The organism is Ornithinimicrobium pekingense DSM 21552 (assembly GCF_000421185.1).
Classification (GTDB): Bacteria; Actinomycetota; Actinomycetes; order Actinomycetales; family Dermatophilaceae; genus Ornithinicoccus; species Ornithinicoccus pekingensis.
Genome location: NZ_ATWJ01000008.1, coordinates 1 through 17396 on the forward strand (window position 1 = coordinate 1; position 17396 = coordinate 17396).

19 protein-coding genes and 1 tRNA gene are annotated in these 17396 nt (G+C 73.1%); 4 read left to right on the forward strand and 16 right to left on the reverse strand.

The genetic code is table 11. From position 1 onward, the window contains the following. Positions 1-167: 167 nt before the first annotated feature. The 5 genes from K330_RS0105400 to K330_RS0105420 form a co-directional block, all read right to left on the reverse strand. Complete coding sequence (locus K330_RS0105400; RefSeq protein WP_022920827.1) at positions 168-824, reverse strand: maleylpyruvate isomerase N-terminal domain-containing protein; 657 nt, start codon at positions 822-824, stop codon at positions 168-170. A 127-nt stretch (positions 825-951) separates the two neighbouring features. Next, a complete protein-coding gene (locus tag K330_RS0105405) occupies positions 952-1272 on the reverse strand; it encodes a type II toxin-antitoxin system PemK/MazF family toxin (RefSeq protein ID WP_022920828.1) in 321 nt (106 codons plus the stop codon). A 2-nt stretch (positions 1273-1274) separates the two neighbouring features. Further along, positions 1275-1508 (reverse strand): YlcI/YnfO family protein, encoded by a 234-nt coding sequence (locus tag K330_RS0105410; protein WP_022920829.1) that lies wholly within the window; start codon positions 1506-1508, stop codon positions 1275-1277. Positions 1509-1681: 173 nt separating this feature from the next. Beyond that, positions 1682-1954 carry a Txe/YoeB family addiction module toxin gene (locus K330_RS0105415; RefSeq protein ID WP_022920830.1) on the reverse strand — a complete coding sequence of 91 codons (273 nt, stop codon included), beginning with the start codon at positions 1952-1954 and terminating at the stop codon, positions 1682-1684. Further along, a complete protein-coding gene (locus tag K330_RS0105420; protein ID WP_022920831.1) occupies positions 1951-2193 on the reverse strand; it encodes a type II toxin-antitoxin system Phd/YefM family antitoxin in 243 nt (80 codons plus the stop codon). Before K330_RS0105420 ends, K330_RS0105415 begins: the two co-directional genes overlap by 4 nt. A 155-nt stretch (positions 2194-2348) precedes the next feature. On the opposite strand from K330_RS0105420, the gene K330_RS23585 reads away from it, so the two are divergent. Together K330_RS23585 and K330_RS0105425 are read left to right on the forward strand one after the other, a co-directional pair. Next, positions 2349-2472 (forward strand) — tRNA-Arg (locus tag K330_RS23585). A gap of 63 nt (positions 2473-2535) precedes the next feature. After that, a complete protein-coding gene (locus K330_RS0105425; protein WP_022920832.1) occupies positions 2536-3300 on the forward strand; it encodes an SDR family oxidoreductase in 765 nt (254 codons plus the stop codon). 39 nt (positions 3301-3339) lie between these two features. Here K330_RS0105425 and K330_RS0105430 read toward each other — a convergent pair whose 3' ends face one another. The 5 genes from K330_RS0105430 to K330_RS0105450 form a co-directional block, all read right to left on the reverse strand. Next, on the reverse strand, positions 3340-3540 hold the full coding sequence (locus K330_RS0105430; RefSeq protein WP_022920833.1) for a DUF6191 domain-containing protein: 201 nt from the start codon (positions 3538-3540) through the stop codon (positions 3340-3342). A gap of 94 nt (positions 3541-3634) precedes the next feature. Next, on the reverse strand, positions 3635-4852 hold the full coding sequence (locus K330_RS0105435) for an FAD-dependent oxidoreductase (protein ID WP_229665728.1): 1218 nt from the start codon (positions 4850-4852) through the stop codon (positions 3635-3637). A 1-nt stretch (position 4853) separates the two neighbouring features. After that, the gene (locus tag K330_RS0105440) at positions 4854-5558 is read right to left on the reverse strand and encodes a class I SAM-dependent methyltransferase (RefSeq protein WP_022920835.1); all 705 of its coding nucleotides are present in this window, start codon (positions 5556-5558) and stop codon (positions 4854-4856) included. Next, entirely contained in the window at positions 5555-6799 is a 1245-nt protein-coding gene (locus tag K330_RS19340) for a type III polyketide synthase (RefSeq protein WP_022920836.1), read from the reverse strand. The genes K330_RS0105440 and K330_RS19340 overlap by 4 nt, the downstream gene beginning before the upstream one ends. A 93-nt stretch (positions 6800-6892) precedes the next feature. After that, positions 6893-7363, reverse strand: coding sequence for an SRPBCC family protein (locus K330_RS0105450; RefSeq protein ID WP_029202348.1), 471 nt, complete (start codon positions 7361-7363; stop codon positions 6893-6895). 71 nt (positions 7364-7434) lie between these two features. Here K330_RS0105450 and K330_RS0105455 point away from each other — a divergent pair, with 71 nt between their 5' ends. Continuing rightward, a complete protein-coding gene (locus tag K330_RS0105455; RefSeq protein ID WP_022920838.1) occupies positions 7435-7908 on the forward strand; it encodes an OsmC family protein in 474 nt (157 codons plus the stop codon). A gap of 18 nt (positions 7909-7926) precedes the next feature. Here the strand turns inward: K330_RS0105455 and K330_RS0105460 are convergent, their stop codons facing one another. Together K330_RS0105460 and K330_RS0105465 are read right to left on the reverse strand one after the other, a co-directional pair. Beyond that, on the reverse strand, positions 7927-9270 hold the full coding sequence (locus K330_RS0105460; protein WP_022920839.1) for an adenylate/guanylate cyclase domain-containing protein: 1344 nt from the start codon (positions 9268-9270) through the stop codon (positions 7927-7929). Positions 9271-9303: 33 nt separating this feature from the next. After that, complete coding sequence (locus K330_RS0105465) at positions 9304-10227, reverse strand: cation diffusion facilitator family transporter (protein ID WP_022920840.1); 924 nt, start codon at positions 10225-10227, stop codon at positions 9304-9306. A 126-nt stretch (positions 10228-10353) separates the two neighbouring features. Here K330_RS0105465 and K330_RS19345 point away from each other — a divergent pair, with 126 nt between their 5' ends. Continuing rightward, positions 10354-12405, forward strand: coding sequence for a heavy metal translocating P-type ATPase (locus K330_RS19345; protein WP_022920841.1), 2052 nt, complete (start codon positions 10354-10356; stop codon positions 12403-12405). A gap of 36 nt (positions 12406-12441) precedes the next feature. On the opposite strand, the gene K330_RS0105475 is transcribed toward K330_RS19345, so the two are convergent. From K330_RS0105475 to K330_RS0105490, 4 genes are all read right to left on the reverse strand, one after another. Next, a complete protein-coding gene (locus K330_RS0105475) occupies positions 12442-15138 on the reverse strand; it encodes an AAA family ATPase (RefSeq protein ID WP_022920842.1) in 2697 nt (898 codons plus the stop codon). Then, positions 15135-16424 (reverse strand): metallophosphoesterase family protein, encoded by a 1290-nt coding sequence (locus tag K330_RS0105480; protein WP_029202349.1) that lies wholly within the window; start codon positions 16422-16424, stop codon positions 15135-15137. The genes K330_RS0105475 and K330_RS0105480 overlap by 4 nt, the downstream gene beginning before the upstream one ends. Before the next feature lie 138 nt (positions 16425-16562). Further along, complete coding sequence (locus K330_RS0105485; RefSeq protein ID WP_022920844.1) at positions 16563-16907, reverse strand: CrcB family protein; 345 nt, start codon at positions 16905-16907, stop codon at positions 16563-16565. Positions 16908-16918: 11 nt separating this feature from the next. Continuing rightward, positions 16919-17308, reverse strand: coding sequence for a FluC/FEX family fluoride channel (locus tag K330_RS0105490; protein WP_169448502.1), 390 nt, complete (start codon positions 17306-17308; stop codon positions 16919-16921). Positions 17309-17396: the final 88 nt, after the last annotated feature.

Below are 17396 nucleotides of genomic sequence, written 5' to 3' on the forward strand. Positions count from 1 at the left end.
CACAATGGCAGTGACTCGTGACGCGACTTCCCCCGGCGACGGCTTCATGACGCGACCTTAGCGGCTGCCACGAATCCGCACTCTTCTGCCGCTGTCGTCGCGTAGCGTCCGACCATGCCGCGCGGAGGACGTCCCTGCCTGGACGTTTGTGACGTGCCGGTGAGGGCTCAGAGCGCTACGGGGAAAGCGACGGGCAGCTTGATGCCCACCGGGGCGGGGATGCGACCGAGCCCTGTCAGGACTGCGTCGGTGAGGGGTAGCTCCCCCGGAAGGTCTGCGTCAGCGATCGCCTCGATCGTGCGCTTGGCGAGGGGCAGACCTACCGGGGTGTCGGCGGTCGTGGCGAGGTCGAGCTGGTGGACAGCGAGTTCAGCGATCCATGTCGCGATGAAGTCACCGGTTCTCATCGCCTTTCCCTGAAACAGGACAACTCGGTTCGGCACGTGTGAGACGACTGTCGCAAGTGTCTCCGCGACTTCTCGAAGTCGGTGGAGCGCGGCTGTGGGCCGCCCGTACGCGGAGGCGGTCCGTCGCAGCCACATCACATGGGCGATGGGGTTCTCGTCGCGGTCGTCCGGGTGGCTGCTCCAGTACGTCGCAGCGTCGTGATCGGGGGGCGCGTCGGTGAAGGCGACCGCTGCGGCTGCCATTTGCGCCAGTCCGTCGCGGACATGCTCGATCACCTCCAGACGGCTCCATCCGCGGCATCGGGATGCCTCGAGCAGCTCGAAGTCCTCCAGGTCCTGGCAGGCGTCGAGGAAATCCGCGAGCTGTCGCAGGAACAGCTCACGAGCCTCCTCAAGACCTAGCGAGAGTGGCCTCATGCCATAACCCTAGAACGGGCTTGATGTCCCTGCCCGGAGCCGTCAAGGAGCCATCAGCAATTGCCGCTGGTCGCTCTCCGTTCCAGCTCGATCGGAAGGCATCGTCTCTGGGTCCTCAGGGGAGCGATCACGGCTCTTCGAGCAACGGCACCTCGAGGTCGTACGCCAGCACGATGGCTCTTGCGAGGTGGCGCTCCTGCTCGGGCGTGAGGAACCCCAGCGTCCTGCCCAGGAGGTCGGCAGGGATGGTCAGGACGTTGTCGATCGAGACAGCACTGTCGTGGTCCAGCCCGTTGGCACGTCCTACCGGCACCTCGCTGGACAACCCCTTGACGGTCGACGTGATGGGAGCCACGGTCACCTTGGTCATCACGGCGCGGGCAGTGTCGCGGGTGAGCACCAGGACGGGGCGCGTCTTGTCCAGCCTCGCCAGGCAGATCTCGCGCAAGGTCAGTCGTCCAGTGTCGCGTGGGCTACGGACCAAGAGACGAGCTCGTCGAGGTCATCGACCGTGCCCTTCTTCTTCAGGGTCTGGACGTCCTGCTGCGCGGCTTGCAGGCGCATCTCGCGCTCTAGGGCCGCGGCCACCAGCGCGGCTCGGCTGGCAGCCTTGCCACTGGCGACACTCCGGTCCAGAAAGCGAACCATCTCGTCAGGGAGCCGTACCGCGATCTGTGTCGTCATGGCGCGAGCATACCATCGAGCATCCCATAATGGGATGCACCTCTTGCCGCGGATCGACCGGTTGCTGCTCAGGAGTCATGGCCTGCCCGGGCGTCCCGATCCCGTGCCCGAGCTGATGGGCCGCCTCGATCTCTCGAGAGCGGCGCAACGAGGGTCGCTGGCACTGGCAAGCCCTACTCGTAGTGAGTCCACATCCGCAGCACGTGGACGACGCGCTCTTCCGGGAGCACCTCGTAGACGAGTCGGTGCTGGATGGTGATCCGCCGCGAGTAGCAGCCGGCGAGGTCACCGACGAGCTTCTCGTAACGCGGGGGTGTGGCGAACGGGTCCTCGGCCAGGATGCCCAGGAGGTCCTGCGTCTTGTTCTTCAGGCCTGACGACACCAGCTTCTTGGCATCCTTCTGGGCCTGGCGCGAGTAGACCAGGGTCCAAGATCCATCGCTCACCAGTCGAGCTCGGTGGACCCAGCCTCAACACCCTCAACGCGGGCCTGACGGATCGACTCGGGCAGGCCAGGGACCGACTCCAGGAACAGGGTCTCCTGTATCGCGCGCCAATCGTCTTCACCGATCAGCACAGCATTGCCCCGCTGACCTGTGATGGTGAGCGGCTCAGACTCCTGGTTCACCTGGTCGATCAACCGGTACAGATTCGCCCGGGCCGTCGTCGCGCTCACAGCGGTCATGTCACCCACCTCCACAGCAACCGTACGCCATCCCGTACGGATCAACAAGAGCCGTCCGCCTGCATGCCTCGGCATACGGTCCACGAGGCCCTGCACGAGCAGCCGTCGTCGTGTGGGTCGTCAGTGGGACGTCACCACCTTGAGAGGCCCACTACGCCCCAGTGTTGACCACATGCTCTAGGCCTCTGACCAGACAAGACTCGGCTTGGCGATCGTCGCGTACCTACCCAGGTCGCTCTCCTAAAGCGGGTGTCGCAGGTTCGAATCCTGCCGGGGGCACTGTGCATCTGTGCAGGTCAAGGCCGGGGTGAGTCCCTTCTCGATCCAGAACGGTGGACCTTCATGAGCCATGGCACGGTCCTGGTTACCGGCGTGGGCCGCACGCGGGGGCTCGGCGCCGGTATCGCGCTGCGCCTCGCCGGGCGAGGATGGGACCTCGCCCTGGGCTACCTGCCCGAGTACGACGACCGCGTGGGGCTGGAGCACGGCCCTGACGATCCGCACGACATCGCCGAACGGTGCCGCGCTGCGGGGGCCGCCGTCCAGCTGCTGCCCGGCGACCTGGCCCACCCGGACGTGCCCGAGAGGCTCGTCACCGCCGCCAACGCGCGCCGCGACCTGACCGCACTGGTGCTCTCCCACGCCGAGAGCGTCGACTCCTCCCTCCTCGACACGAGCCTGCAGAGCTGGGACCGGCACTACGCGGTCAACGCCCGGGCCTCGTGGCTCCTGATCAAGGCGTTCGCCGAACAGCTCCCCGCACAGGTGAGGGAGGCCCGTGCGGGACGCGTCGTCGCGCTGACCAGCGACCACACGGCCCACAACCTGCCCTACGGCTCCAGCAAGGGGGCCCTGGACCGCATCGTCGTCGCGGCCGCCGTGGAGCTGGCCGGTCGGGGCATCTCTGCGAACGCGATCAACCCCGGGCCCATCGACACCGGCTGGATGGACGAGCGCCTGCGCACATCCCTCGCCCAGCGCACACCGGCAGGTCGTCTCGGCACGGCCACCGACACCGCCGATCTGGTGGCGTTCCTCATCTCCCCCGACGGCGGGTGGGTCACCGGTCAGGTCATCCGGTCCGACGGGGGTTTCTCGGCCCAGTAGTGGGGCGGGCCCGGGCGGCGGCCTTGACGCGGGCGCGGGTCACCGAGGCGGTTCGCCACTGATGTCCTCCGTCGCGCTGGGCAGGAAGATGATTCCTCGTTCGAGGTCCACCCCCGCGGCACGAGGGTCGTCGTCAGCCTCCGAGCCGGGCAGCTGCGCCTCGATGCGCTTGCGGTCCCGTTCCTCGGCCAGGTGCTTGTGGCCCGGGTTGAACAGCTCGACGACGTCGTCCCAGCTCATGGTGCCTCCCCTTCCTGACCTGACCTGACCTGACCTTAGCGGGCGAGAGAGGACCGAAAAGGGACATCGACGGGCTTCCGGTCCCCACCCGCGGTCACAGCCCCCGCATGGTGAACGCCCGCGCCAGGTGGTCGCGCAGCGGCGTGCCGAGCGCGGCCCGGATCGCGCCGTTGCGCACGACCCCGGCCCACGCCGGCAGGGGCCTGCCGGCCGCCATGTTGAGCTCGGCGCGCCGGGCCGCGGCGAGCGCCGCGCGCAACCGCGCCTGCTCCAGCTCCCGGAAGGACGCCACGGCGCTCAGCGGGCCGGTCGGGCCATCGGCCAGCAGCTGCTCCACGACCGGCGCCACGGCCAGGGCGTCGAGCCAGCCAAGGGTCATCCCCTGTCCCCCGATCGGGCTGATCTCGTGGGCAGCGTCGCCCACGAGGACGCTCCTGCCGCCGAGCATCCGCTCGGCGATGCTGCGTCGCACGGAGAACGCGCTGGTCATCGTGCACGACGGCACGTCCAGCACCTGCCCCGTGCGCCGCTGCACGATCTCGGTCAGGAGCTCGGGGGAGGACGGTGCGAGCGCCGCACCCGTGTGCGCCACCCACCGCCGCACCCGCCCGGGAAGCGGAAAGGACTCGACGATCCCCCCGGGCTCCACGTGCAGCACCGCGGCCGCCCCGTCGCCGGTCGTGTCGGCGAAGTCACCCATCAGGTAGGTGTGCGGATAGGCCCTCCGCCGGGTCCGGATGCCGACGTGCTCACGGACCAGGCTGGACGGGCCGTCCGCGCCGAACAGCACCCTGGCCGACCACCGGGTGGACTCCCCCGGCGTCCGGTCCCCCACCTCCGGCGCGGGCGCGCGCACCGCGTCGACCACGACCCCCTTGGCGTCGTCGTGGATCCCGGCCACCTCCCACCCCCGCTGCAGCGCACCGGGACGCAGTTCCGCCAGCCGCCCCACCAGCAACGCCTCGGTGCGGTGCTGCGGGAGGGCCAGCACCTGGGGGCGGTCCGGCCAGGCACCCTCGAAGGTCAGGTCACCCAGGTCACGCCCGCGGCTGCGGGCGACGCCCCGCCGGATCGCCACCCCCTCCGCGAGCGCCGGCTCCTCCAGCCCGAGGGTATGCAGTGCCGCCAGGGCGGGCGGGTGCAGCCCGATCGCCCTGGAGTGGGTGCTCGCCTCCGGCCGACGCTCCAGCACGACGACGTCCACGCCCTGCTGCGCGAGCAGCGCAGCCAGGAACAGCCCGGTCGGCCCGCCCCCGACGACGAGGACGTCGCACGCCCGCGGTCCACCACCCGGACGCACCGGCTGCGCCACCTCAACCACCCGGCGCGTCGTGCACCAGGAGGTTGCGCCACGGGTGCTGCCGCTCGACCCGCCACCCGGCGGGCACGACCGCCGCGAGCTCGTCGGGGGTGTAGCTGCGGCGGATCGAGACCAGCCCGTCGGCACGGATGAAGGAGCCCGGGAAGAAGGGCAGGGTGCCGGCCGAGAACAGGAGGTAGGCCAGCCTGCTGCGCAGGATGTCGCTGTGCACCACCCGTGCCCGCGCCAGGCGGCGCGAGTCCGTCAGCAGCGCCTGCAGCTGCGCCTCGTCGAGGTGGTGGAGCACGTGGTTGGACACCACGACGTCGAAGCGCGCTCCCTCGGCGACGAGGTCGCCGCTCAGCGCGCGACGGAAGGTCACCCCGGCCACCGGGGGTCGTGACCTGGCCCAGGCGTGGGCCCGCGGGTCGGGGTCCACCCCGGTGACCTCCACGCGCAGCCCGTCGCGAGCGGCCCACCGCACCAGGGAACGGGCGAGGTCGCCACCGCCGCAGCCGACGTCGAGCACGCTGGTCACCCGGTCGGGGTGCAGGACCGGGCGGAGGTGGTGGCGGTAAGTCGACCGCCACCCGGCCACCACGGCATTGACCACCCGGAACTGGGCGTAGGTCCGGCGGAGCGCGGCGGCGTCGCAGCCAGGGTCGTCCATCTGCTCACGGGCGTCCCGGTCGCGCTCGAGCAGGGAGGGGACGATCACCGCACTCCGGCGGCAACCTCGTCGAGGACGGGTGACGCGTCACCCTGCCGGGTGCCGTCACCCTGCCGGGTGCCGTCGCGCTGCCCCGCGCCGCCGGGCCGCGTCCCGGCACCCAGCTTGGTCATCAGGGCGCTCTCGACCGTGAGACCGGGGCCGAACGCCATACCGCAGATGCGTTCCTCGCCTCCCGTGTGCGGCTGCTCGAGGATGTGCTTGAGGACGAAGAGCACGGTGGCGCTGCTCATGTTGCCGTAGTCACGCAGCGTCTCGCGGGAGGCGGTCACCTGCTCGGGCCGCAGACCCAGCCGTGCCTCGACCTTGTCCACGATGCTGCGGCCCCCGGGGTGGATGGCCCAGTGCTCGATCTCGTCGTAGGGCCGGCCGGCGACACCCTCGTCGCGGGCCAGCAGCGGCTCGAGGGCCCCGGTGATGTGCTCGTCGATGATGTGCGGCACGTAGGTGCCCAGCACCATCTCGAAGCCGTTGTCCCCGATGTTCCAGGCCATCGCCTCCTCACCGACGGGGGTGAGGACCGTGTCGAAGTGGTCCAGCCGCAGCACCGGGCGGGGGGAGGGCAGGTCGCGCCCGGTGACGACGGCGGCCGCCGCCCCATCACCGAAGAGCGAGGCGCCCAGGATGGTGTCGGGGTCGTCGGTGACCCGCACGTGCAGCGAGCAGAGTTCGGCGCTGACCACGAGGACGACGGAGTCGGGGTCGGCCCGGCAGATCGTCGTCGCCTGCCGCAGGGCGGGGAACGCCGCGTAGCACCCCATGAAGCCCAGGTGGGAGCGCTGCACCGAGGGCGCGAGTCCGAGCGCACGGACGATCCGGTAGTCCGGACCCGGGCAGAAGAAGCCGGTGCACGAGACGGTGATGACGTGGGTGACGTCGGCCGCCTCGACCCCCTCGCACGCCGACAGCGCCGCGGCGGCCGCTCGGGTGTAGAGCTCGGTCGCCTCACGGACGTAGAGGTCGTTGCGGGTCGCGGTCGAGGGGTTGAGGATCTGCCGGGTCGCGGGGTCGAAGAAGACGGCCTCCGCGCCGTCGGAGCCGTGGCGCAGGCTCATCTCGGCGACCGCGGTGTGGCGCCGCTCGATCCCCGAGGTGCTGAAGGCCGCGCTCACCAGGCGGGACGCGAGCCGGCTCAGCCCGGGCTGGGAGGAGAACACCTCCCGCACCTCGTCCTGGTGCAGCACGGTAGCCGGGACGGCGACTTCGAGGGACCTGAGCGTGACAGCCATGAGCCATTGTCAGGGCACGGGCGCGGTCCGCACCTGTCGAACCGGCGCGGGCCCGCCGTGGCAGGCCCGCGGCCGGGGGGCGTCCTGGGGCGGTTAGGAGGCGGATCCGACGGCTGCCGCGAGGTTGTTGAGGCTCTCCTCGAGCTGGTCCTCCTTCACCAGCGGGAAGGAGACCTTCTTGAGCAGCTCCTGGTCGGTGACGTGGCTCCAGTCGTAGGTCAGCCGCACCTCGGTGCTGTCCGGGCCGTAGGGCTGCAGCTGCCAGACCCACTGCCAGCCCTTGGGCTCGGTGCCGGCGGGGGTCGTCTGCCAGGCGAGCAGCCGCCCCTCGTCATACCCGGTGACGTGGTTGTCGGTCTGGTAGTCACCGCCCATGTGCTCGCCCGACATGTTCATCGTGAAGACCTGGCCGGTGGCGGTGATGCGGTCGCCGTGGTCGACGGAGCGCACGAACCCCGAGCCGTCGATGTCCACGTGGTTGGCGGGCAGCGACAGCACGTCGAAGATCTCCGCGGCGCCGGCGTCGATGGTGCGGGTGACGGTGATGCTCGTGTCCGTGTCCATGCCCGGCACGCTAACCACCGGCCCGGCACGTCGCCAGCCGAGCCGCTGCCCCGGCTGCCACAGTGACGGGTATGGCGACGCACACCTACGGGCTCGACCTCACCTGGACGGGCAACCAGGGAACCGGGACCTCCGGCTACCGCGACTACTCCCGGGCCGTCCTCGCCCGCAGCGCCGGCCGGCCCGACCTCGAGCTGTCCGCCGACCGACCCTTCCGGGGGGACCCCGGCCGGTGGAACCCCGAGGTGCTGCTGCTGGCGGCCCTCAGCGAGTGCCACCTGCTCTCGCTGCTGCACATCGCGGTCTCCCACGGCGTGAGGGTCACGGCCTACACCGACTCGCCGCTGGGCTGGATGGAGCAGGAGGGGGTCGGGGGCCGGTTCACCCGCGTCCTGCTGCGGCCACGCGTCACCGTCACCGACCCGGCGCACGTCGAGCTCATGCCCGCCCTGCACCGGGAGGCCGGGCAGGCCTGCTTCATCGCCTCCTCGGTGAGCTTCCCCGTCGAGCACGACCCCGTCACCCTGGCGGGCCCCGCCGGCTGAGGAGCTCACGGCTGCCTGTCAGGGCACCCGCTCCACCCGGCACAGCTGCCAAGGGGCAGGTATGCCGCGCAGCTGGGCGGTGCCGAGGTCGGCGAACTCGATCCCCGAACCGACGACCAGGTCGGGCACCACGCGGGAGACCACGACCTCTCCGGGTTCGGCCGCGGCCATGATCCGGGCGGCCAGGTGGACCGCCACGCCGCTGACGTCGCCGCCCACTCGCTCGATCTCACCGGTGTGCAGACCAGCCCTGATCTGCAGGCCGAGCGGCTGCACGGCGTCCCGGACCGCCGTCGCGCACCGCACCGCCCGGGCCGGCCCGTCGAAGGTGGCGAGGAACCCGTCGCCGGTGGTCTTCACCTCCTTCCCGCCGAAGGTCGCCAGGTACCGACGCACCACCTCGTCGTGGGCGGCGTGCAGGTCCCGCCAGCGGGAGTCTCCGAGGCGGGTGGCGTGCCCGGTCGAGCCGACGATGTCGGTGAACAGCACCGTGGCCAGCTCTCGCTCGGTGGAGACCTCCTCCCGCGCGCCGGTGAGGAAGCCCTGGACCTCGTCGAGCACCTGCGAGCTCGCGTCCGTGTAGAAGGGGAAGCAGTCGGCCCCCGGCAGCTCGACGAGACGCGCCCCCGGGACGTGCGCGGCGAGGTAGCGACCGTGCCCGAGGCGGTAGTGGTCGTTGTCCTGCCGGTGCAGCACCAGGGTGGGGGCCGAGATGGCGGGCAGGACGGCCCGGACGTCGAGCCTGGTGACCCAGCGGTACATCTGCGTCGCGGCGCCCGGCGGCATGGCCAGCCGCTGGTAGCGCACGAACCACTCCTCCGCCCGGGGGTCCCCCGCCAGGCTGGGCGCGGTCAGGGCCAGCATGGCCGGGTGCTGGCCCCAGTGCCGCTCGTACTCGGTGATCAGACGCTCACAGGCCTCCTCGGGCATGCCGACCGGGAAGTCGGGCGCCCGCCGCCACCGCGCGAAGGTGTTGAGCAGGACCAGGTGGCTGACCCGGTCGGGGTACGTCGCCGCGAGCAGCATGGCCATGGGGCCGCCCTCGGTGTCCCCGACGACCACGGCCTGTCGAGACCGCGTCGCGTCGAGCACCACCCGGGCGTCGTCCATCCACACCTCCAGCGTCGGCAGCGCGGCCAGCGGCACCGGGTCGGAGACGCCGCTGCCGCGCTTGTCGAAGCAGATCACCCGCCCCAGCCGGCCCAGACGCCGGAAGAAGTGCGTCAGCGAGGGGTCCTCCCACATCGCGTCGAGGTTGGTGGCCCAGCTCGTCACGAACAGGATGTCGCGCGTGCCCCCGCCCAGCTCCTGGAAGGCCACATAACCCCCGGCTGACCGGACGTACCTCGTCTGCCGTCGCATGGGTCGGCCCCCTCCTCTGCTGCCCGTCGCCGTTCAGGCGTGGGTCGGGTGCTCGTGGTCGGCGTGCCCGGCACGTTCGAACTGGATGGTCGAGTGGCTGACGTCGAAGTCGTCGGCCAGGCACCCCTGCAGCTCGTCCAGCAGCGACCCCAGGTGGCCGTCGTGGAAGCAGGAGTCGTCGACCACCACGTGCGCGGTCAGGACGGGCAGGCCGGTCGCGACCAGGCTCGCGTGCAGGTCGTGGACGTCGTGCACGTGCGGGACACGCAGCATGCGGTGCCGCACCTGGTCGAGGTCCAGGCCCCTGGGGGTCGACTCGAGCAGGACGTGGACGGTCTCGCGCAGGAGCACGACGGTGCGGGGCACGATGAGGGCGCCGATGAGCAGCGAGGCGACGGCGTCCGCCCGCTGCCAGCCCGTCGTCGCGATCACCACCGCGGCGGCCAGGACCGCGACCGAGCCCAGCGTGTCGTTGAGCACCTCCAGGAAGGCGGCGCGCAGGTTGAGGTTGGTGTCGCGGATGCCGCCGAGCACACCCAGGCCCACGAGGTTGCCCGCCAGACCGACCGCCCCGAACACGAGCATCACCCCGGACGTCACGGCGGGCGGGTCGAGGAGCCGCCGCGTCCCCTCGACCAGGATGAGCACGCCGACGACCAGCAGCACCGTGGCCTGCGCGGCGGCGCCCAGCACCTCGGCCCGGCGGAACCCCCAGGTGCGGGACGTCGTGGCCGGCCGCGCCGCCAGCGTCGCCGCGACGAGCCCCATCGTCAGCCCCGCCACGTCGGTGACCATGTGCCCGGCGTCGGCCAGGAGCGCCAGGCTCCCCGAGACGGCCGCCCCCACCACCTCCACGACGAGCACCGCCAGGGTGATGCCCAGCACCAGGGCGAGCCGGCCGCGGTGCTGCGCCAGGCCGAGGTCGTGCCCGTGACCGTGGCTGGACCGCTCAGCCACGGTCGGCCCGTCCGCCGCTGCTGCCGTGCCCGACCATGAGGCCGATGCTACGCCCGGGGACGACCGCCGCGGCGATCCGGAAACGGAGCCAGGAATACCCATAGGGGGTATATGTCTTCCTCTGCTATGGACGATCACCAGCACCTGGCGCCGACGCAGGCCGACCCCGCGACCGGGCACGGAGACCACGGGCCCGGTGGGCACGACGGCCACCTCGGGCAGTTCCGACGGCTCTTCTGGACCATGCTCGCGCTGGCCGTGCCGGTCGTGGCCCTGAGCCCGATGTTCGCCGCGCTCGTCGGCTACGACGTGCCGATATCGGGGTGGACGACCTGGGTGCCGCCGGTGCTGGGCACGGTCATCTTCCTGGTCGGCGGGCGGCCGTTCCTCTCCGGCGCGGTGTCGGAGCTGCGCACCCGCACGCCGGGGATGATGCTGCTCATCGGGCTCGCCATCACGGTGGCCTTCGCGGCCTCCCTCGGAGCCACGGTCGGCATCCTGCCGCACCACCTGGACTTCTGGTGGGAGCTGGTCCTGCTCATCGTCATCATGCTGCTGGGCCACTGGATCGAGATGCGCTCACTGGCCCGGACCAGCTCGGCGCTGGACTCCCTGGCCGCCCTGCTGCCCGACGAGGCCGAGCGTGTCGAGGACGGGGCCACGGTGCGGGTCAGCCCCGCCGACCTGCGCGAGGGTGACGTGGTGCTCGTCCGCCCCGGCGGGTCGGTCCCGGCGGACGGCCGGGTGGTCGACGGCAGCGCCAGCATGGACGAGTCGATGGTGACGGGAGAGTCGCGGGCCGTGCGCCGCAGCGCCGGGGACACCGTGGTCGCGGGCACGGTCGCCACCGACTCCGGCCTGCGCGTCGAGGTGACGGCGACCGGTGAGGACACGACCCTGGCGGGGATCCGACGCCTCGTCGCGGAGGCCCAGTCGTCCTCGTCACGTGCGCAGCGCCTCGCGGACCGGGCGGCCGGCTGGCTGTTCTGGTACGCGCTGGGGGCCGGCCTCCTCACGGCGCTGGTCTGGCTGCTGCTCGGCGAGCCCGGCCAGGCCGTGGTGCGGACCGTCACGGTCCTGGTCATCGCCTGCCCCCACGCCCTGGGCCTGGCCATCCCCCTCGTCGTCTCGATCGCGACCGAGCGGGCCGCACGCGGGGGTGTGCTGGTCAAGGACCGCCTCGCGCTGGAGAGGATGCGTCTGGTGGACGCGGTCCTCCTCGACAAGACCGGCACGCTGACCAGGGGCGAGCCGACGGTCACGGGGGTCGAGACCGTCGGCGCCCGGGGCGCCGCGGAGGTGCTGGCCCTGGCCGCGGCCGCGGAGAGCGACAGCGAGCACCCGCTGGCGCGGGCGATCGTGGGGGCGGCCCGCGCCCAGGACCTGGTGGTGCCCCCCGCCGTCGACTTCGCCTCCTCCCCGGCCGTGGGGGTCACCGCGACCGTGCAGGGGTCGCAGGTCCGCGTCGGCGGTCCCCACCTGCTGGCCGAGCACGAGCTGGACGAGCTGCCCGTCGCCGCGGAGTGGCACGGGGAGGGTGCGACGGTGCTCCACGTGCTCGTGGGCGGCGAGGCGGTCGGCGCGCTCCGGGTGGCCGACGAGATCCGGCCCGAGTCGCGGGAGGCGGTCGACGCGCTGCACGCGCTCGGCATGCAGGTCGTCATGGTCACCGGGGACGCGCAGGCTGTCGCGGACTCCGTGGCCCGGCAGCTGGGCATCGACCGGGTGTTCGCCGGCGTGCGGCCTGAGGACAAGTCCGCGACCGTGGCCGGGCTGCAGCGCGAGGGGCTGCGTGTCGCCTTCGTCGGCGACGGCGTCAACGACGCCCCCGCCCTGGCCCAGGCGGACGTGGGGATCGCGATCGGCGCCGGCACGGACGTCGCGATCGCCTCGGCCGGGGTCATCCTGGCCAGCTCCGACCCGCGCTCGGTGCTGTCCGTCGTCGAGCTGTCGCGGGCGAGCTACGCCAAGATGAGGCAGAACCTGTGGTGGGCGGCGGGCTACAACCTGGCGGCCGTGCCGCTGGCGGCCGGGGTCCTGGCGCCGGTCGGGTTCGTGCTCCCGATGAGCGTGGGCGCCCTGCTGATGTCCGCCTCGACGGTCGTGGTGGCCCTCAACGCCCAGCTGCTCCGGCGGCTGGACCTGCGTCCCGAGGTCAGCGCCCGGCGGGTGGCCTAGCGCGGTCCGGGAGGTCCGGGCGGTCCGGTTGTCGGCTCAGGCCGACAGCCGGACCGTCTGCGCCTGCGGCACCGCGGCGTAGCGGTCGGGGGTGCACGTCAGCAGGATCACCTGCACCTCGGCCCCCGCGGTGCTGGCCCCCAGCACCGCACCCATCTGGACCAGCCGGTCGGGGTCGGTGTAGCCGAGCGCGTCGTCGATCACGACCGGCACCCCCTGGGTCGGGTCCACCAGCCTGGCCACGGCGAGGCGGGCCAGGATGCCCAGCTGCTCCTTGGCCCCGCCGGACAGCTCCTCGAACGGCACGGTGGCACCGTCGAGGGTGCGCGAGCGGACGACCAGCTGGTCGTCGACCGTGACGCCGAAGCCGGGCCCGTAGACCCGCCGCCCGAGCTCCTCCAGGGCCTGGGTGTACGGCAGGGCGTAGGTGGCGTGGGCCCGGTCGCGGTGCTCGGTGAGGGTGCGCCACAGGTGCCGTGCCGCCCGGGCCCGGCGGTCGAGGGACGCGAGCCGCCGCTCGGACTCCTCCAGCGCCACGACCGCGAGGTCGTAGAGCTCGCTGCGGCCCTCGCTCTGGGCCATCTCGACCTGGCCGGTGAGCGCGTGCAGCGTCGCGGTCGCGGCCTCCTGGGCCTCTTCGGCCTCCTCCAACCGGCGCGCTGCCTCGCCGAGCCTGACCCGGACGCCCTCGACGTCGGCCTCGGCGAGGGCACGTCGCGCCCCCGCCTCCTCCACCTCCGCCTGCGCCAGCAGCGTCGCCCGGCGGGCCTGCTCCTCGTCCAGCGCCCCGTCGGACATGACCGCCCGGGCCTCGGCCAGCTCGGACGTGGCCCGCTCCACCTGCCGGCGCAGCGACTCCAGGTGTCCGTCGGCGCGGTCGAGCCTGGCGCGCAGCAGCGCGGCGCCCTGCTGCCGCTCGCGATGGACGGCGACGGCGCTCCGGCGCGCCTCCCGGCACGACTGCACGTCGACGCCGGCGGCGTGCGCGACGGCCCGGGCCGTGGGCACGTCGGCCGGGAGGGGATGGTCGTCGTCGTGACGGGTGGAGGCTCGGGCCTGCTCCAGCAGGGCGTCCAGCTCCTCGCGCAGCGCGGCGGGGACGGCACCGTCGAGCGCCTCGCGCAGCTGCCCGGCGGGCCGCCCGGCCAGCAGCGACTCGAGGTCGCGGGTGAGGTCGCGCACGGCGCCCTGGGCCGCGGCGGTGGCCTCGGCCGTCGCGGCCAGCTCCTGGGGGTCGGCGGCTCCTGCGTCCGCCAGGAGCGTGGCGAGCTGCTCGCCGACGCGCTGGAGCTCCTCGCGCCTGCTGCGGCCGTCGGCCTCGGGCTCGAGCACCACGCGCGCCGCGCCGGGGACCGTGACGACGACCTCGTCGGTGAGCGCCCCCTCAGAAATCTCGCCGGCCTCCAGGGACAGCGTCGCGCCCGGCCCTGCGTCGGGGCGGGCCATCTCGACGTGTCCGCCCAGCGACTCGACCCGCACCCTGGCGCTGGCCGCCTCGTGCTGGGCGGTGAGCACCTCGACCCGGTGCTGCAGCTCCCGCACCCGACGAACCTCCTGGGCGCCGACCGGGCGCGCCGGCACCGCCTTCCGGGCGGCGACGAGGCGGGCCACGGTGGACCCGACCCGCTCGACCAGCCGGTCGAGGGCCTGGGCCTGGTCCACCTGGACCAGGTGGTCCACGTCGGCACGGGCCAGGTCGCAGACGTCCTCGGCACGCTCCAGGGCCTGGTCGGCCTCGGCCACGGCCTCCTCGGCCTGCTCCAGGAGCGGGCGCAGCTGCTCCAGCGCCGTGTGGTCCTCGGCCCTCCGGCGCTCGGTCAGGTCCGTCTCCTCACCCAGCCGGTCGACCTGCTCCGCCAGCTCGACGCGGTGGCGACGGTCCTTGACGATCGCCCTCGACCGCTCCCGGGCCTGGCCGAGCAGGGCGCGTGCGGTGGCGTGCGCCTCGGCGAGGGCCTCCGCACGCACCTGCGCGGCCTGGGCGGCCGCGTGGTCGGTGCGGGCGCGGGCGACCACGTCGGCGCCCGCCTCGACCGCCTCACGGGCCGACTGCTGACGCTCGAGCAGGCGCCCCGCCTCGTCGAGACGGCGGTGGGCCTCGGTGACCCCGTGCTGGGCCTCGGTGTGGTCGGTCATCGCCCGCCGGTAGTCACCGGTCGGACGGCCGGTGCGGGTGAAGTAGGCGAGGAACTCCTTCTCGACCATCTCCAGCACCTGCTCGCCGCCCTCCGCGTGCAGGTCGGAGCCGGCCGCGGCGTCCAGGGCCGCGCCCAGCACCGCGCTGTCAGCCAGGGGCGCGAGGCTGCCGTCCCCCGTCTGCGCCAGTCGCAGAGCTCCCCAGAGCGTGCGGTCGAGCGAGTCGTTCAGCAACCGCTCGACCCGCGCGTGGGCAGCCTCCCCGGTCAGCTGCTCGTGGACCGGGGTGAGGATCTCGAGGGTCGTGGTGGCCTGACGCAGCCAGCGCTTGGCGTAGCGGACACGGTGCCCGCCCACGGTGAACTCCGCCTCGACGTAGGGACCGACATCACGGCCCACCGGCTGGAGCCGCTTGACCTCCTTGCTCAGGGAGGAGGCCTTCAGACGAGGGTCGAGCAGCTTGTCGAAGGCCTCCAGCACGGTGGACTTGCCGACCTCGTTGGGCCCCTCGACCACGACCACCCCGTGCTCGGGGAACTCGACGGTGCTCTCGCGGACACCCTTGACGTCACGGACCGTGATCCGGTGGACCCTCATGCCACCCCTCCCCTGGTCAGCCGGTAGAGCAGCGCGAGCGCGTCGCGGGCGCTGGTCTCGTCGTCGTCGCGCCCGGGCCGGAACGGCTCCCGCGCCGCCTCCTCACCCCTGCGCTCCTCCTCGAGCCCGGGACGGTCCTCCCCGACCCCGAGGCCGGCGCCCTCGGCCTCGGCCTCGGCCTCGGCACCGTCCTCATCGACCGCACCGCCGACCGGCCGCGCGGAGGCGCGGATCTCCTCGACGGCGGTCGCCAGGAAGCCGCCCAGCCCGAGGTCCTCCCAGTCGGTGCCGTCGTCGAGCACGGCCAGGTCGGTGTGCCGGCCCCACTGGTCGAGGGCGGCCAGCGTGTCGCGGTGCCGCGCGCACACCTCCTCGAGCCGGGCGTGCTGGGCCACCGTCAGCTCACCCCTCAGGGCGAGCCGCACCACGGCGCGGTCCTTGTCGGGCAGGGCCCGGAGCCGGGCGTCGAGGGCGTCGAGGTCGGCGTCGGAGCCGAGCCGCTCCTGGACCAGGTGGAAGGACCAGGTGCCGACGTGGTGGGGCGTCACGCGGACCTCCGCGCCCGGCTCGACCTCCACGACCAGCACGTCACCGGGCCGCTCCTCGCGCCAGGCCGTCGCCTCCGGGGCGCCGGAGTAGTGGATGCCGGGCCGGTCGCCGACCTGGGTGCGTGAGTGCCGGTCACCCAGGGCCACGTAGTGGATCTGCCCCTCGTCCAGGGCCGCGCGCAGCGGCCCTGTGCTGATCGAGGCGGGGTTGCGCCGGTCAGGGTCCAGCTCGTCGACAGCACCGTGCCCCACCACGACCCGCACGGTCCCGGCGGGCGCAGGACCCTGGTCGACGACGGACAGCGCCTCGGCGACCAGGTCGCGGCCGGGGTGCTTGCTGCCCCACGGCGCGGCCACCAGCTCCACCCCCGGGGCCACCCGGTGCGGGCCGGGACCGTCGAGGACGTGCACGTGCTCCGGCGCCTCCTCGCGGAACACGGCCGAGGTGTAGACGGACATGGCGTCGAGCGGGTCGTGGTTACCCGGAAGCAGGTAGACCGGCACCGGCACCGACCGCAGCGCCTCCAGCGCCCGGCGCACGGTCTGCGGGGTGAGCTGGTTGCTCTCGAACACGTCACCGCAGACCACCACGAAGGCGCACGCCTGGTCCTGGGCCACCCGCCCGAGCCGCCTGATCACGTCGACCCGGGACTGGGAGAACCGCGGCTGGGCCTCCGAGGACAGGAAGCGGCGGGTCATCCCGATCTGCCAGTCGGCGGTGTGCAGGAACCGGACCACGACCACTCCTTCCTCCCTCGGCCGTCCGGGTCGAAGGACCCGGTCGGTGATGTGGGACCACCGTAGGAGAACGCTCCGACAGACCCCGGGAGGCGGCCGTGCTGTGTTGGTCACCCCGGCCGCCGAGGCGGGCCTGCCCTACCCGAGCAGGCGCAGGACGCTCAGGGCCGCCCCGAGCCCGAGCACGAGCGTCACCCCCAGGTATGCCGTCGCGCGGAGGGTCGCGACCCTGGCCAGGTCCGCGGTCTGCACGGCCAGTGTGCTCCAGGTCGTCAGGGCGCCGGCCAGCCCCGTCCCCAGCAGCAGGAGGAGGACGGGGTCGTCCACCCGGGCGACCAGGGCCCCCAGCGCGGCGGCCCCCGCCGTGTTGGCCACCAGGACCCCGCGCAGCGGACCCCAGGGTGCCGTCGCGAGCAGGTGCCGCACCAGCGCCCCCACCGCTCCACCGAGCGCGACGGCCACGACGGCCCAGCCCCACCCCATACCCGGGTCCGTCACGGCGCACCCACGTGACGACGCACCCCGGCCGCCGCCAGCGCCGCCGCCGCGACGCAGGTCAACGGGGTCACCAGCGCGTAGACGAGAGCAGTGACCGGCGCCTCGTGGAGGAGGACCGCCGCCTGCACGGCATAGGTGGAGAAGGTGGTGAACCCGCCGAGCAGACCCGTGGTCAGGAAGGCCCGTCGCCCGACCCGCAGGGCTCCGCGGCCGAGGAGGACGACCGCCGCGCCGAGCAGTGCAGAGCCCGTCACGTTGACGAGCAGCGTGGCCCAGGGGACCGCTCCGGACGCCGGCGGAAGAGCCGTCTCGACCCCCCACCGGAGCAGGCTGCCCGTCGCCCCGCCGAGCGCCACGGCGGCCAGGATGCGGGGCGAGAAGTTCACAGGAGGAGCGTAGCCACGCCGTACACTGGGCGGATGACGTCCTCGAGTGCCGATCCCTCAGACAGTCCGTGGCCGGGCAGTGCCCGGC